The 12,450-nt window shown below is 73.5% G+C and carries 13 protein-coding genes; 6 read left to right on the top strand and 7 right to left on the bottom strand.

Annotation, left to right across the window (positions count from 1 at the left end):
* The first annotated feature begins 54 nt into the window (after positions 1 to 54).
* A complete protein-coding gene (locus tag ACIPN7_RS01645; protein ID WP_400537335.1) occupies positions 55 to 570 on the top strand; it encodes a GNAT family N-acetyltransferase in 516 nt (171 codons plus the stop codon).
* Positions 571 to 591: 21 nt separating this feature from the next.
* On the opposite strand, the gene ACIPN7_RS01650 is transcribed toward ACIPN7_RS01645, so the two are convergent.
* Both ACIPN7_RS01650 and ACIPN7_RS01655 read right to left on the bottom strand, forming a co-directional pair.
* The gene (locus ACIPN7_RS01650; protein ID WP_400537337.1) at positions 592 to 1,359 is read right to left on the bottom strand and encodes a GH25 family lysozyme; all 768 of its coding nucleotides are present in this window, start codon (positions 1,357 to 1,359) and stop codon (positions 592 to 594) included.
* Positions 1,360 to 1,424: 65 nt separating this feature from the next.
* Positions 1,425 to 1,943, bottom strand: coding sequence for a DinB family protein (locus ACIPN7_RS01655; RefSeq protein ID WP_400537339.1), 519 nt, complete (start codon positions 1,941 to 1,943; stop codon positions 1,425 to 1,427).
* 91 nt (positions 1,944 to 2,034) lie between these two features.
* Between ACIPN7_RS01655 and ACIPN7_RS01660 the strand changes: the two genes are divergently transcribed.
* Positions 2,035 to 2,292 (top strand): hypothetical protein, encoded by a 258-nt coding sequence (locus tag ACIPN7_RS01660; protein ID WP_400537341.1) that lies wholly within the window; start codon positions 2,035 to 2,037, stop codon positions 2,290 to 2,292.
* A gap of 93 nt (positions 2,293 to 2,385) precedes the next feature.
* On the opposite strand, the gene ACIPN7_RS01665 is transcribed toward ACIPN7_RS01660, so the two are convergent.
* The 3 genes from ACIPN7_RS01665 to ACIPN7_RS01675 all read right to left on the bottom strand — a co-directional run bounded on the left by ACIPN7_RS01665 (position 2,386) and on the right by ACIPN7_RS01675 (position 4,633).
* A complete protein-coding gene (locus ACIPN7_RS01665) occupies positions 2,386 to 2,892 on the bottom strand; it encodes an FBP domain-containing protein (RefSeq protein WP_377235135.1) in 507 nt (168 codons plus the stop codon).
* 385 nt (positions 2,893 to 3,277) lie between these two features.
* Complete coding sequence (locus ACIPN7_RS01670; protein ID WP_400537343.1) at positions 3,278 to 3,640, bottom strand: DUF3817 domain-containing protein; 363 nt, start codon at positions 3,638 to 3,640, stop codon at positions 3,278 to 3,280.
* A 63-nt stretch (positions 3,641 to 3,703) separates the two neighbouring features.
* Entirely contained in the window at positions 3,704 to 4,633 is a 930-nt protein-coding gene (locus ACIPN7_RS01675) for a DMT family transporter (protein ID WP_400537345.1), read from the bottom strand.
* Between ACIPN7_RS01675 and ACIPN7_RS01680 the strand changes: the two genes are divergently transcribed.
* On the top strand, positions 4,632 to 6,044 hold the full coding sequence (locus ACIPN7_RS01680) for a PLP-dependent aminotransferase family protein (protein WP_400537347.1): 1,413 nt from the start codon (positions 4,632 to 4,634) through the stop codon (positions 6,042 to 6,044). The genes ACIPN7_RS01675 and ACIPN7_RS01680 overlap by 2 nt on opposite strands.
* A gap of 13 nt (positions 6,045 to 6,057) precedes the next feature.
* Here ACIPN7_RS01680 and ACIPN7_RS01685 read toward each other — a convergent pair whose 3' ends face one another.
* Together ACIPN7_RS01685 and ACIPN7_RS01690 are read right to left on the bottom strand one after the other, a co-directional pair.
* The gene (locus ACIPN7_RS01685) at positions 6,058 to 6,387 is read right to left on the bottom strand and encodes a TfoX/Sxy family protein (protein WP_400537349.1); all 330 of its coding nucleotides are present in this window, start codon (positions 6,385 to 6,387) and stop codon (positions 6,058 to 6,060) included.
* Positions 6,388 to 6,397: 10 nt separating this feature from the next.
* Positions 6,398 to 6,889 carry a nitroreductase family deazaflavin-dependent oxidoreductase gene (locus ACIPN7_RS01690; RefSeq protein WP_400537351.1) on the bottom strand — a complete coding sequence of 164 codons (492 nt, stop codon included), beginning with the start codon at positions 6,887 to 6,889 and terminating at the stop codon, positions 6,398 to 6,400.
* A 108-nt stretch (positions 6,890 to 6,997) separates the two neighbouring features.
* Between ACIPN7_RS01690 and ACIPN7_RS01695 the strand changes: the two genes are divergently transcribed.
* From ACIPN7_RS01695 to ACIPN7_RS01705, 3 genes are all read left to right on the top strand, one after another.
* The gene (locus ACIPN7_RS01695) at positions 6,998 to 9,976 is read left to right on the top strand and encodes a glycoside hydrolase family 2 TIM barrel-domain containing protein (RefSeq protein WP_400537353.1); all 2,979 of its coding nucleotides are present in this window, start codon (positions 6,998 to 7,000) and stop codon (positions 9,974 to 9,976) included.
* Positions 9,977 to 10,086: 110 nt separating this feature from the next.
* Positions 10,087 to 11,202, top strand: coding sequence for a mannonate dehydratase (locus ACIPN7_RS01700; RefSeq protein ID WP_400539132.1), 1,116 nt, complete (start codon positions 10,087 to 10,089; stop codon positions 11,200 to 11,202).
* 39 nt (positions 11,203 to 11,241) lie between these two features.
* The gene (locus ACIPN7_RS01705) at positions 11,242 to 12,399 is read left to right on the top strand and encodes an RDD family protein (protein ID WP_400537355.1); all 1,158 of its coding nucleotides are present in this window, start codon (positions 11,242 to 11,244) and stop codon (positions 12,397 to 12,399) included.
* Positions 12,400 to 12,450: the final 51 nt, after the last annotated feature.

Raw genomic sequence — 12,450 nt, forward strand, 5'->3', positions numbered from 1 at the left:
GGTTGAATATTTCAGTAGCATCGGATGCTACGAAATCGGACTATCATCCGCGACGTGACATCACAGATGATGGTTGACCTCGTTCCGGTGGGCGAGGACGTGCTCGAAGACCTGCTCGCCCTGGCCGTGGCCGAGGCTCAGCCCGGCGAGGTGATGCCGCCCGCCTCCGGTGAGTCCGCCCACGAGGCCCGCACCACGTGGACCGAGCCGCGCAAGGGCGCGTTCCGCGACTACCACCGCCGGTGCCGGCTCACCCCGGCCGCCGCGGTCCCCGAGGTGACCTGGGCGGTCAAGACCAGGGGCCGGATCGTGGGGGCGGCCCGCCTCGCCCTGGTCGACGGCGACCCCAGCGCGCGCGAGGTCGGGCTCTGGCTCGGCCAGTCCTACCGCGGGCACGGCATCGCGGGCGAGGTGGCCTACTGGGCGCTCGCGGCGGCGCACACCATGGACGCCCGGCGGCTCGTGGCGCGCACGGTGGCGAGCGCGCGGGCGCGGCGGTCGCTGGAGCGCATCGGCTTCGAGGTGGCCGAGCAGGACGGCGGCCTGGTCGGCACCCTCACGCTGCCCTGACCCTCGCTCCGGGGAGGGCCGTCACGGAAGGGTGAGGTCCGCCAGCTCCTCGCGCGTGCCCGCGAAGACGTTGAGGTCGATGTACGGCTCCACGCCGTCGTACCCGGTCAGCTGGTCGCGGTTCGAGTACTGCCAGACGGTCCAGTCCCGGCCGTCGGACAGCCGGGGCGGCCACGCGACCGACCGGATCCAGACCGGCAGGTCGGGGTAGCGGCCCGCGACGTAGAGGTCGTACGCCTCCTCGGTCGCGTACACGATCGGCGGCACGCCGTAGTGCGCCTCGATGCCCGCGACGAGCGGGTCGAGGATCGCGCGCACCCGCTCCGGTGCCGGCGGGTCGTCGAAGTAGGCGCCGTAGAACTCGAGGTCGATGACGGGCGGGAGCGTGCCCGGGGTCGCGGGCACCTCGCTCGCGAGGTGCGCGGCCTGCTCCGCTCCCGGGCTCTCGAAGCTCATGAAGTGGTAGGCCCCCACGAGCAGGTCCGTCCGGGTCGCGGCCGCCCAGCTCTCCGCGAACCGGGGGTCGGTGTGCGACGCGCCCTCGGTCGCCTTGATCCACGCGAAGTCGAGGTCCTGCGCGGCGAGCACGTCCCAGTCGATCTCGCCCTGGTAGTGCGAGACGTCCACGCCCCGCACCTCGTAGGCGGCCGCCGGGATCCGGTTGGGCCAGACGGTCCCGGTCGCCACGAGCATGCCGAGGACGGCGACGACGGCCACCCCGGCCGCCGTCGTCCACAGGCCTGTGCGCAGTGCTGACCGGGACGGGCGGCGTTCGGGCGGGGTGCGCATGCCCGGACGTTAGCCGCGAGATGCGCGCGCCACGGTGGACATCCGTGCAGGTCGTGTGCGGGCGGCTACTCGCCTGTCGCGCCACCCGCGATCTCGGCCGCGACGTCCAGGTGCCCCGCGTGCCGGGCGTACTCCTGCAGCACGTGGAAGCAGATCCAGGCGAGTGTGGGCGGGTCCTCGGTGAACCGGCCGCCGAGCGCCCCGTGCTCCGCGAGGTCGTGCGCGGCGAGCACCTCGCGCGTCGCCTCGCCCCCGGCGTGCAGCGCCGCGAGGAGCTCGTCCGGGCCCACGCCGTCGGGCACCGCCCACGGCCCGTGCGGGTCCTGGCCCGCGTGGTCACCCCACGGGCGGTCGACCTGCTCGCCCAGGAAACCCCACCGGAACCAGCGGCGCTCCATGTGCACCAGGTGGATCAGCAGCTCGAGCGGCGACCAGCCGGACGGCAGCCGGGAGGTGCGCAGGTCGACGTCGGACAGGCCGCGGACCTTTCTGTCCACGGCCTGCCGGTAGTAGTCCAGGTAGGCGGCGAACAGGACCGGGGTGTCGGCGGAGTCGAGGCGGGGCTCGTGGTCGGAGAGGGGCACGTGGCGAGGTTACGTCGCCACGCCGGGAGACCGCCGCGAACGAAGTTGCCGAAGTGCTGTGACATCGGCCGGGTCGCCGCGTCTGTAGGGCATGACCGCGACCAAGAGCAGGACCTATGGACTGGCCTCGAACCCCTCGGAGTGGGCCGCGCACCGCCGCGCCGTCGTCTTCTCCGTGCACCGGATGTTCCCCGGGGTGGACGCCGAGCGGGCGGCCACCGAGGGGCTGGGCGAGCTGTGCCGCCAGATCGTGATGCGCGGCGCCGTCGACCGGCCCGCCGTCGTGTGGTGCGAGGCCGCGACAGCGGCCGCCGCGCGCCTGCGGGCCGAGGACGGCGTGGCGGCGTGAACCGCCGGAGGTGCGCCCACTCCCCGGCGTCCGCACCGCACCCGCGGATGTCGGACGCACAGGCCCGCGGGACCTGTGCGCCCGACGCGAAGGTCAGCGCGTACTGCCGACCTCTGCCACGAACCGAGCGGCGCGTTCGCGCAGACCGGCGATGCGGCGGTCGGTGATCAGCTCACGCATGGCCGGGTCGTTGCCGGCCTCGGTGAACGTGGGCGTGCGCCGCACGTTGCGGGAGCAGACGAACTCGGTGCAGATCAACGTGCCGATCGTGTTGCCGTTGCGGCCCGAGGCGCCGCCTCGCTTGGCGACGTAGAGGGACACGTCCTCGGTGACGACGACGTCCTCGCACCAGGCGCAGACGCCCTTGGTGCGCTTGCCGCCCGCCTTGGCGTCGGTGGAGCGCAGCAGCACCCCGGTCGGTTCGCCGTCGAGCTCGAGCACCACGTACGCGGACAGTGGCGCCTTGCGGTCGCGCCACCCCAGGTAGTCGAGGCGCTCCCAGTCGAGGGTGTCGAGGTCGGGGAGGGTCGCCTGTGCGGCCTCCCGCTTGCTCGCGTTCTGGAAGGACGCGCGGATCTGCTTCTCGGTCAGGGGGTTCATCAGGTTTCTCGGCTTCCGGTCGTGCGGAGGCCACCGGCCGGCGTCCGCCGTCGCGAGACGTGCACGACGGCGCCACGGTCACCGATACGTTCGGCGCACCGGGCCGGCGGGCGGCAGGGCAGGGGACGATGCCGCGCCCGCCCTCCGAGCCGTATTACCAGTTCAGAGAGCTGTAGCGCGGGTCCGGGCACTGCCCGAGCAGGCCGAGACGGCCGCCCCGCATCCCGCGGTGAGTTCCCGCATCTCTCGCTCCTCGTGGTCGACCGGTCCGTGTGTGACCGGTGCGTCGGCCGGGCCCTGTGCCGCACAGCCGACACTCGATGCTACGACACCGTTGCCGCGCGGCACATGTGCTTTTCCGCACGTCTGGAGACGGCCCGTCCGGTCAGCGCGTGGGCTGGAGCTCCGCGGCCGGCTCCGCCGCGGCCGCGCGGTCGGCCGGGTCCGCGAGGTGTCCCGTCCGCCTGAGCCACCACTCGGCGAGCAGCGTGGTCAGCGGCGGGACCGACGAGGCCAGGGCCACGAGCGTCCGGAACCAGCCCCACCGCAGCCTGATCCCCACGACCAGCGTGACCACGACGAAGAGCACGAACGCCCCGCCGTGCAGACGCCCGAACAGCCACACCCCGGCCTCGGTGGTCTCGGTGACGTACTTGAGGAACATCCCGACCAGCAGTCCGGCCCAGGTGAACGCCTCGATCCAGGCGACGACGGCGAACAGGCGGCCCAGACGGGACATCGGGGGCATGCGGGATCCTTCCGGAGGAGGGTCGGGTGTGCGCCCAGTCTGCCCGACGCCGGACGGTGCGCCTCAGCCGGGCTGCCGCAGGCGGGACCGGACGGCGACGCCGGCGCAGAGGATCACGGCCGCCCCGCCGAGCGCCGTGGGCCAGCCGATCTGCTCGTGCAGGAGCAGCGCCGCCCAGGCGATCCCCAGCACGGGCTGGACCAGCTGCACCTGGCTGACCTGCGCCATCGGGCCGATCGCCAGCCCGCGGTACCAGGCGACGAAGCCCAGGAACATGCTCACCGCCCCCAGGTAGCCGAACAGCGCCCAGTCGAGCGGCGTGCCCGACGGCGGCTGCCGCACGACCGCGACCGCCGTCAGCAGCGCCATCGGCACCGCGGCGAGCACCAGGGCCCAGGAGATGGTCTGCCACGAACCGAGCTCGCGCGAGAGCAGCCCGCCCTCCGCGTAGCCGAACCCGCAGGCGACCACGGCGGCGAGCAGGAGCAGGTCCGACCCGTGCAGGCCGCCGAACCCGTCGCCCTGGACCGAGGCGAAGGTGATCGCCGCGACCGCACCCAGGGCGGCCATCACCCAGAACGACGGCCGGGGCCGCTCGTGCCCGCGCGCGACGACCAGCACCGCGGTGGCGGCGGGCAGCAGTGCGATCACGACGGCGGCGTGGCTGGCGGACGCGGTGGTCAGCGCGAACGACGTCAGCACCGGGAAGCCGACGACCACACCGGCCGCGACGACCGCGAGCCGCGCCCACTGGATGCCGCGGGGCCTGCGCTGCCGCGTGATCGCGAGCACGGCCCCCGCCAGCAGCGCGGCCACGACCGCGCGCCCGCACGCCACGAACAGCGGCGACATGGCGCCGGAGCCGACGACCACACGGGTGAAGGGGAGGGTGAACGAGAAGGCCAGCACCCCCAGGAGCCCCCACCAGAGGCCGGCGCGCGAGGCCGATAGCGGACGGTCCGTCGTAAGGGTAGCGCTACTGTTGGCTGTCATGTATGACGATAGCAGCGGACGGATCGTCGCCGGCCTGCACGACTGGATCGCGGCCGCGGCGCCCGGTGCGCGGCTGCCCTCCAGCCGGGAGCTGGTGACGCGGTACGGCGCGAGCCCGGTCACCGTGCAGAAGGCCCTGCGCACCCTGGTGGCGCAGGGCGTCGTGGAGACCCGGCCCGGCGTCGGCACCTTCGTCCGGGCGGTGCGGGTGGCCCGTCCCCATGACTACGGCTGGCAGACGGCGGCGCTCGGCCCCCGGGCCCAGCCCGCCCAGCAGCTGTCGCGCGCGCAGCACACCGTGCCGAACGACGTCATCGCGCTGCACTCGGGCTACCCGGACCGTGAGCTGCTGCCCGAGCGGCTGGTCCGCGCCGCCTTCGTCCGGGCGGCGCGCAGCGAGGCCGCCGTGACCCGGTCGCCCGCCGCCGGGGTGCCCGAGCTGCAGGCCTGGTTCGCGGCCGAGGTCGGCGGCACCGCACCCGTCGGCGTCGCGCCGCCCGCGCCGAGCGACGTCGTCGTCTTCCCCGGCAGCCAGAGCAGCCTCAGCATCACGTTCCGCGCCCTGGTGGGCGCGGGTCGCCCGCTGCTGGTGGAGTCGCCCACCTACTGGGGCGCCCTGCTGGCCGCGGAGCAGGTGGGCGTGCAGGTGGTGCCGGTGCCCAGCGGCCCCGGCGGCCCGGACCCGGAGGCGCTCGCGCGCGCGTTCGAGCAGACCGGTGCCCGCGCGTTCTACGCGCAGCCGCACTTCGCCAACCCGACGGGGGCCCGCTGGTCGCCCGACCTGTGCGACGAGGTGCTCCAGCTGGCCCGGCAGCACGGCGCGTACGTGATCGAGGACGACTGGGCGCACGACTTCGGCATCACCGAGGACGTGGTGCCCCTCGCGACCCGCGACGACAACGGCCACGCCGTCTATCTGCGATCCCTGGCCAAGAGCGTCTCGCCGGCGGTCCGGGTGGCGGGGCTCGTCGCCCGGGGCCCGGCCCGCGACCGCATCCTCGCCGGCGCCCAGGCGGAGTCCATGTACGTGAGCGGCATGCTGCAGGCCGTCGCGCTCGACGTCGTGACCCAGCCCGCCTGGCGCACCCACCTGCGCGGCCTGCGCCAGCAGCTCGCCGGACGCCGTGACCTGCTGCTCGGGGCGCTCCGCGAGCACGTCCCGGACGCGCGCGTCGAGGCGGTGCCGCAGGGCGGCCTCAACCTCTGGGTGCGGTTCCCCGACACGACCGACGTCGCCCGCCTGGTCCGGGACTGCGAGGCGTCGGGCGTGATCATCGCGGCGGGCGACGAGTGGTTCCCGGCCGAGCCGACCGGCGCCTACCTGCGGCTCAACTACTCCGGCCCGAACCCGGGCGCGTTCCCGGAGGGCGCGCGCGTGCTGGGCGAGATGCTGGCGCGGCAGCGGACCTGACCGGGCGGAAGCGCTACTTGGCCGGCAGCGTCCGGGCCCAGCTCACCCCGCGCCGCACCCACGTGGCGAGCTGCGTCTCGGTGGCGACGGCGGCCGCCGGGACGTCCAGCCAGCCCGCCATGGTCCGGGCGCCCATCACCGCGCGTTCGGCGGCCGTGGTGCGGGCGAGCTCCTCGGCGGCGTCGGCGCCCACCCGGACCAGCAGGCCGTCGTCGCGCACCGCCACGGCGAGGTTGCCGCCCACCAGGAACGACAGCCCGCCGAACATGTGCTTCTCGGACAGCCCGTCCACGCCGGCCAGGGCATGCCTTATCTCGTCGGCCAGGACCCGGTCGTACGCCATGCCTGCGACGCTACGCCCGCTGCGGCCGTTCCAGGCGGAACAGGCGCACCTCGCGGCCCGACGTCCGCTCGTAGCCGCGGTAGCCCGGCCACTGCCGCTCGATCTGTCCCCAGATCATGTCGCGCTCGCCGTCCTCCACGAGCGTCGCGTGCACCGGGATGTGGCGGCCGCGCACGCTGATGCTCGCGTCGGGGTGGGCCAGCAGGTTGTACGTCCACGCGGGGTGCCGGTCCTGGGCGAACGCCGAGCCCGCCACGATCGCCCGGCCCGGGCCGTCGGGCGTGTACATGAGGTAGGTGTCCCGTGGTTTGCCGGACCTCGCGCCCCGGGTGTGCAGCACGAGCGACGGCACCAGCAGCGCGCTGATCTGCAGGCGCCCGCCGGAGCACCAGGCGAGCGCTCGCTCGGCGGGCGGCAGCACCACGGGGCCGACGGCGCGGAACGCGCGCGTGCGCGTCAGCGGTGCGACGAGGGAGCGGACGGCGTGCAGCAGGCTGGCCATCTGTCCATGATCTGACGACGGGGCGCAGTCGGCAGGGCGAGGCGGGGTAGCGTCGCGACCGGCGCTCTCGTTTGCGCGCTTCCCCACCCGACGCCGCCTGGAGGAGTCATGTCCATCACCCACGAGTCCGTCGTCACGCCGGACGGTGTCGTCGCACCGCGATTCCGCCCTCCGGCCGGCGCCTCCAGCGCCGCCGCCGTCTCGCTCGACGGCGAGTGGCGGTTCCGGTTGTTCCCGCGCCCCGACACGGGCGTGGACCGTGCGGAACCCGGCGACGACTGGGACCGTGTGTCCGTACCCGGGCACTGGCAGCTCGCCGGAGCCCCGGACGCCTGGCCCTATGGAATGCCCGCCTACACCAACGTCCTGTTCCCGTTCCCGGTCGAGCCGCCGCACGTGCCGGACGACAACCCGACGGGCGAGTACCGCACGACCCTCCGGCTGCCCGCGGAGTGGCCGGAGGGCGGCCGCACCCTGCTGCGGTTCGAGGGGGTGGACTCCTGGTTCCAGGTGGCGCTCGACGGCGAGCTGCTCGCCACGTCGCACGGGTCCCGCCTACCCACGGAGGTCGACCTCACGGGTCGGCTGCGGCAGGGTGGCGAGCACCTGCTGGCCGTCCGCGTCACCCAGTGGTCGGCCATGTCGTACATCGAGGACCAGGACCAGTGGTGGCTCTCGGGCATCTTCCGCGGTGTCACGCTGGAGCACCGGCCGGACGCGGCCCTCGACGACATCCGTGTGCACGCGGGCTTTGACCACGTGACCGGCGTCGGCACGCTGCGCGTGGACGCCGCGACGATCGTGGCCGGCGCGGACGCCGTTGCCGCGCGGGTCGTGGTGCCGGAGCTGGGCGTCGAGGGAGCGGCGGGCGAGGAGCTGCGCGCGGCCGTCGAACCGTGGAGCGCCGAGCGGCCGCGGCTCTACGACGTCGTTGTCACCACGGACACCGAGACGGTGACGCTCGCCGTCGGCTTCCGCACCATCTCGATCGAGGACGGCGTGTTCCTCGTCAACGGGCGGCCGATCAAGCTGCGTGGCGTCAACCGGCACGAGTTCGACCCGCTGCGCGGGCGCTCGGTGACACCCGAGCGGATGCTCGAGGACGTGCTGCTCATGAAGCGGCACCACATCAACGCCGTCCGGACCAGCCACTACCCGCCGCACCCGCACTTCCTCGACCTGTGCGACCGCTACGGGCTCTACGTCATCGACGAGAACGATCTGGAGACGCACGGCTTCGAGATCGACGGCTGGGTCGGCAACCCGGTCGACGACCCGGAGTGGACCGAGGTGCTCGTCGACCGTGTCACCCGGATGGTGCGCCGCGACGCCCATCACGCGAGCATCATCATGTGGTCGCTCGGCAACGAGGCTGGGGTCGGCCGCAACCTCGCCGCGATGGCCGGCGCCATCCGCACGCTCGACCCGACACGTCCCGTCCACTACGAGGGCGACTGGTCGAGCGACCACGTCGACGTGTACTCCCGGATGTACGCCGAGAGCGAGGAGGTCGACCTCATCGGCCAGGGCATCGAGCCGCCGTTCGAGCGCGCCGAGTCCGACGGCCGCCGCCGGGCGATGCCGTTCCTCCAGTGCGAGTACGCGCATGCGATGGGCAACGGCCCGGGCGGCCTCGCCGACTACGACGCCCTCTTCGACCGGTACCCGCGCCTGCTCGGCGGCTTCATCTGGGAGTGGATCGACCACGGCCTGACCCGCACCGACGATGACGGGGTCCAGTTCTCGGCGTACGGCGGCGACTTCGGTGAACGCCTCCACGACGGCACGTTCATCGCGGACGGCCTGCTCCTGCCGGACCGCACGCCCTCGCCGGGGCTGCTCGAGACGGCCGCGGTGTTCGCCCCGATCCGCATCGACGCGCAGCCCGACGGCGCGCTGCTGGTGCGTAACCGTTACGCGTTCCGAGACACCAGCCACGCCGAGCTGCGCTGGATGCTGCACCGCGGCGAGGTGGAGCTCGCCTCCGGGGTCCTTGACCTGGTGCTCGATGCCGGGGCCGAGGCCGTCGTCCGGCCGCCGTCGGACCTGGCCCTGCCCGAGCCGGGCGAGGCACCGGTCTGGTGGACGCTGCGTGCGGTCCAGGAGAAGCCGGACGCGTTCGAGGACCAGTGGCTGGAGCCCGACTTCGTGCTCGGCGCGGGTCAGGTCCTCCTCGTCGAGCCGGCGCCGCTCCCGGCTCCGGCCGGCCGGGTCACGGTGGAGTCCGACGGCGGGTTCCGGGCCGGTCCGGCACGGTTCGACAGCCGGGGTGGCCTCCGCGAGCTCGGCGGCCGCGCGGTCCACACCTTCCGGGCCGACGCGTGGCGGGCCTCGACCGACAACGACCGCCGGCCCGGCCGCGGGGAGCGGTCCGACGCGGAGATCTGGTACCGGGCGGGCCTGACCCTGCTCGGTGAGCGCATCGCCGGCGTCGGGGTCACCGAGGACGGGGCGCTGGAGATCGACGCACGTGTCGCGGGGCCAGCGATCCGAACCGGCTTCGCCACGCGCTACCGCTGGCAGCCGGTCACCGATGCGCCGGACGCCGTGGACCTGATCCTCGACCTCCGCCCCGTGGGGCCGGCGCCCCAGAGCGTCGCGCGTCTCGGCCTGCTGCTCGCCCTCGACGAGCCGCGGGCCGCGGAGGCCGGCGTGCGCTGGACCGGGCTCGGCCCGGACGAGTCGTACGCGGACTCGAAGGCGGCGGCGCTCGGCGGCGCGTGGGAGCACACGGTCGCCGAGTGGCAGACCCGGTACACGCACCCGCAGGAGAACGGCGCCCGGCGCGGCGTCACGAGCGCGGCCGTGTCGTTCGCGGACGGCTCCGGGCTGCGGATCGACGCGGGCGAGGTGACGGTGGGGGGCCGGTCGCAGGTCGGGTTCGAGCTGTCGCTGCGGCCGTGGTCCGACGAGGCGCTCGACCGGGCGGCGCACCCGCACGAGCTCGTGCCGGACGGCCGGCTGTGGCTGCACGTCGACGCCGCGCAGCACGGCGTGGGCAGCGCGGCCTGCGGGCCGGGGGTGCTGCCGAACGCCCAGCTGCACGCCGCACCGGTCCGGATGCGGCTGCGCCTCACGGCGCTCTGAGCCGCACCCGTCGGCCACTGAGTGAGCATCGTGCCCGCCCCGCCCGCCGGGGCGGGCATGATGTATACAAGAGCGGCTGGACAACGACGACGAGGAGAACCGCTGTGAAGATGGGCTTCCGCTGGTACGGCGAGGGCAACGACACCGTGACCCTGGATCACGTGCGCCAGATCCCTGGCGTGGAGACCATCGTGTGGAGCCTGCACCACAAGCAGGCCGGAGAGGTGTGGGAGCAGGCGGAGATCGACGCCGAGATCGCGAGGATCACGGGCCTGTCGGACGAGGCACGCGCCCAGGGCATCACGAAGACGTTCGACGCCGAGGTGGTCGAGTCCGTCAACGTGCACGAGTCGATCAAGCTCGGCCGCACCGCGCTCGGGCTGAGCCGCGACGAGGCGATCGAGAACTACATCACGACGATCCGCCGCCTCGGGCAGTCGGGCGTGAAGGTGGTCTGCTACAACTTCATGCCGGTCTTCGACTGGCTGCGCACCGACCTGTGGCACCCGCTGCCGGACGGCTCGACCGCGCTGTTCTACGAGAAGGCCGTGGTCGACAAGATGTCGCCCGAGAGCCTGATCGCCGACATGGAGGCGAACACGCACGGGCTCACCCTGCCGGGCTGGGAGCCGGAGCGGCTGGCGAGCTTCAGCGAGCTGAACGCGGCGTACGAGGGCGTGACCCACGACGACATGTACGCCAACTACATGTACTTCCTCGACGCGGTGATCCCCACCTGCGAGGAGGTCGACGTGAAGCTCGGCGTGCACCCGGACGACCCGCCCTTCGACGTCTTCGGCTGGCCGCGCGTGGTCTCGACCAAGGAGGGCATCGCGCGGGTGCTCGACCTGAACCCGAGCCCGTACAACGGCCTGACGCTGTGCCTGGGCAGCTTCTCGGCCAACCCCGAGCAGGACGCCGTGGACGCGGTGCGGACCTTCATGGACCGCATCCACTTCTCGCACGTGCGGAACATCAAGCACTTCGACAACGGGGACTTCACCGAGGTCGCGCACCGCGCGTGCGAGGGCAGCGTCGACACCACCGGCATCATGAAGGCCTACGCCGAGGCCGGCTACGAGGGCTACATCCGGCCCGACCACGGCCGCCACCTGTGGGACGAGAACACCACGAACAAGCCCCGGCCCGGGTACGGCCTGTACGACCGGGCACTGGGCATCCAGTACCTGCTCGGCGCCTGGGACGCGTACCGCTACCAGGGCTGATTCCTGGCCCGGGGCCGCCCTCGCTGTCATCATCCAGGGATGCAGAGCAGTGAGGGGCCCCGGGCCGACGACGGGACGACGTCCGATGGTGTGCCCGACGGCGGCGGGGTGTCGGCCGTCGCCGTCGTGCCGCCCGCGACGCCGGGTTCGCTCGTCGCCGTCGTCGAGCCGGTGTACGCCTCATGGGGGCAGCGCGTCGTCGCGGCGATCCTCGACAACGCGATCCTGGCCGGGGTGTCCTGGTTGGCGCTCGGCCCGGGGCTCGGCGCGCCGACGCTCACCCCGGGGTGGGGAGCGGTGGCCGACGACGCTCGCACCGCCGGGCCGCTGGTCCTGGTCCCGATCGCCGCCCTGGTGGTCCTGCTGGTGCTGCAGGCCACGACGGGCTGGACGCCCGGCAAGCTGGTGGTCGGCATCCGGGTGGTCCGCGAGGAGGACCATGCTCCGGCCGGGCTGTGGAGGACGCTGGCGCGCTGGGCGCTCCACCTCTTCGACGCGATCCTGCTGATCGGTTACCTGCGGCCCCTCTGGAACGCGAAGCGGCAGACATTCGCCGACTCGATCGTGCACACCGTCGTCGTGCCCCGGATACCCGACCTGCCGCGGTGGCCCCGCATCGTCCTGTACTCGGCCGCGATAGTGGTCTGCGTGCTCGGCCTCGGGTATGGGTGCGTGCCCATCAGCGGCGGCGGGGTGGACGCCGTGGCCGAGGACGGGCCCCTGTGCGAGGTGCAGACCTCGAAGCCGGCCTTCGTCACCGGTCAGATCAAGCCGGCGGGATCCATGTGGGTCGAGCGGGAACGCCGGCTGTGGACGGTCCGGGAGACCGGCGTCGTGCACCCCGGCGCGACGATCACGTGGACGAGCGACCCGTCAGTGCGGGGCACCGACTATCGGGTCGAGCTCGACGCCCGGACCAGCTACGGCGAGAACCTGGTGATCTCCCGGTCCTGGGACATCGGTTCCGGCGACGCCGACTCCTGGACGGACAACGAGGGGTTCACGCACGACCGGACCATCGCGGCGGCCGGGGACACGCACCAGGTCGAGGTCAACATCACCGACCCGGAGGCTGACGCCGCCCTGGCGGCGCTCGACGCCCAGCCATGGCTCGACGTCCGGCTGCTCGCCGACGGCGACGTCGTGGCATCGTGCGGCGGCCCGGCGAGCTACACCCGGACCGGCCTCGAGGGCTGACGCCGTCCCGGAATTCCCGTGGCCGACGGCCCGGGCCCAGGTCCACCCTGG

The sequence above is a fragment of the Promicromonospora sp. NPDC090134 genome, assembly GCF_044746965.1.
Lineage (GTDB): Bacteria > Actinomycetota > Actinomycetes > Actinomycetales > Cellulomonadaceae > Promicromonospora.

Bases quoted from the DNA above. Each gene is read 5' to 3' on its own strand.
- ACIPN7_RS01695 (WP_400537353.1), top strand. From the start codon at position 6,998: ATGTCCATCACCCACGAGTCCGTCGTCACGCCGGACGGTGTCGTCGCA.
- ACIPN7_RS01670 (WP_400537343.1), bottom strand. From the start codon at position 3,640: ATGCCCCCGATGTCCCGTCTGGGCCGCCTGTTCGCCGTCGTCGCCTGG.
- ACIPN7_RS01700 (WP_400539132.1), top strand. From the start codon at position 10,087: ATGGGCTTCCGCTGGTACGGCGAGGGCAACGACACCGTGACCCTGGAT.
- ACIPN7_RS01690 (WP_400537351.1), bottom strand. From the start codon at position 6,889: ATGGCCAGCCTGCTGCACGCCGTCCGCTCCCTCGTCGCACCGCTGACG.
- ACIPN7_RS01680 (WP_400537347.1), top strand. From the start codon at position 4,632: ATGTATGACGATAGCAGCGGACGGATCGTCGCCGGCCTGCACGACTGG.
- ACIPN7_RS01665 (WP_377235135.1), bottom strand. From the start codon at position 2,892: ATGAACCCCCTGACCGAGAAGCAGATCCGCGCGTCCTTCCAGAACGCG.
- ACIPN7_RS01660 (WP_400537341.1), top strand. From the start codon at position 2,035: ATGACCGCGACCAAGAGCAGGACCTATGGACTGGCCTCGAACCCCTCG.
- ACIPN7_RS01685 (WP_400537349.1), bottom strand. From the start codon at position 6,387: ATGGCGTACGACCGGGTCCTGGCCGACGAGATAAGGCATGCCCTGGCC.
- ACIPN7_RS01650 (WP_400537337.1), bottom strand. From the start codon at position 1,359: ATGCGCACCCCGCCCGAACGCCGCCCGTCCCGGTCAGCACTGCGCACA.
- ACIPN7_RS01705 (WP_400537355.1), top strand. From the start codon at position 11,242: ATGCAGAGCAGTGAGGGGCCCCGGGCCGACGACGGGACGACGTCCGAT.
- ACIPN7_RS01675 (WP_400537345.1), bottom strand. From the start codon at position 4,633: ATGACAGCCAACAGTAGCGCTACCCTTACGACGGACCGTCCGCTATCG.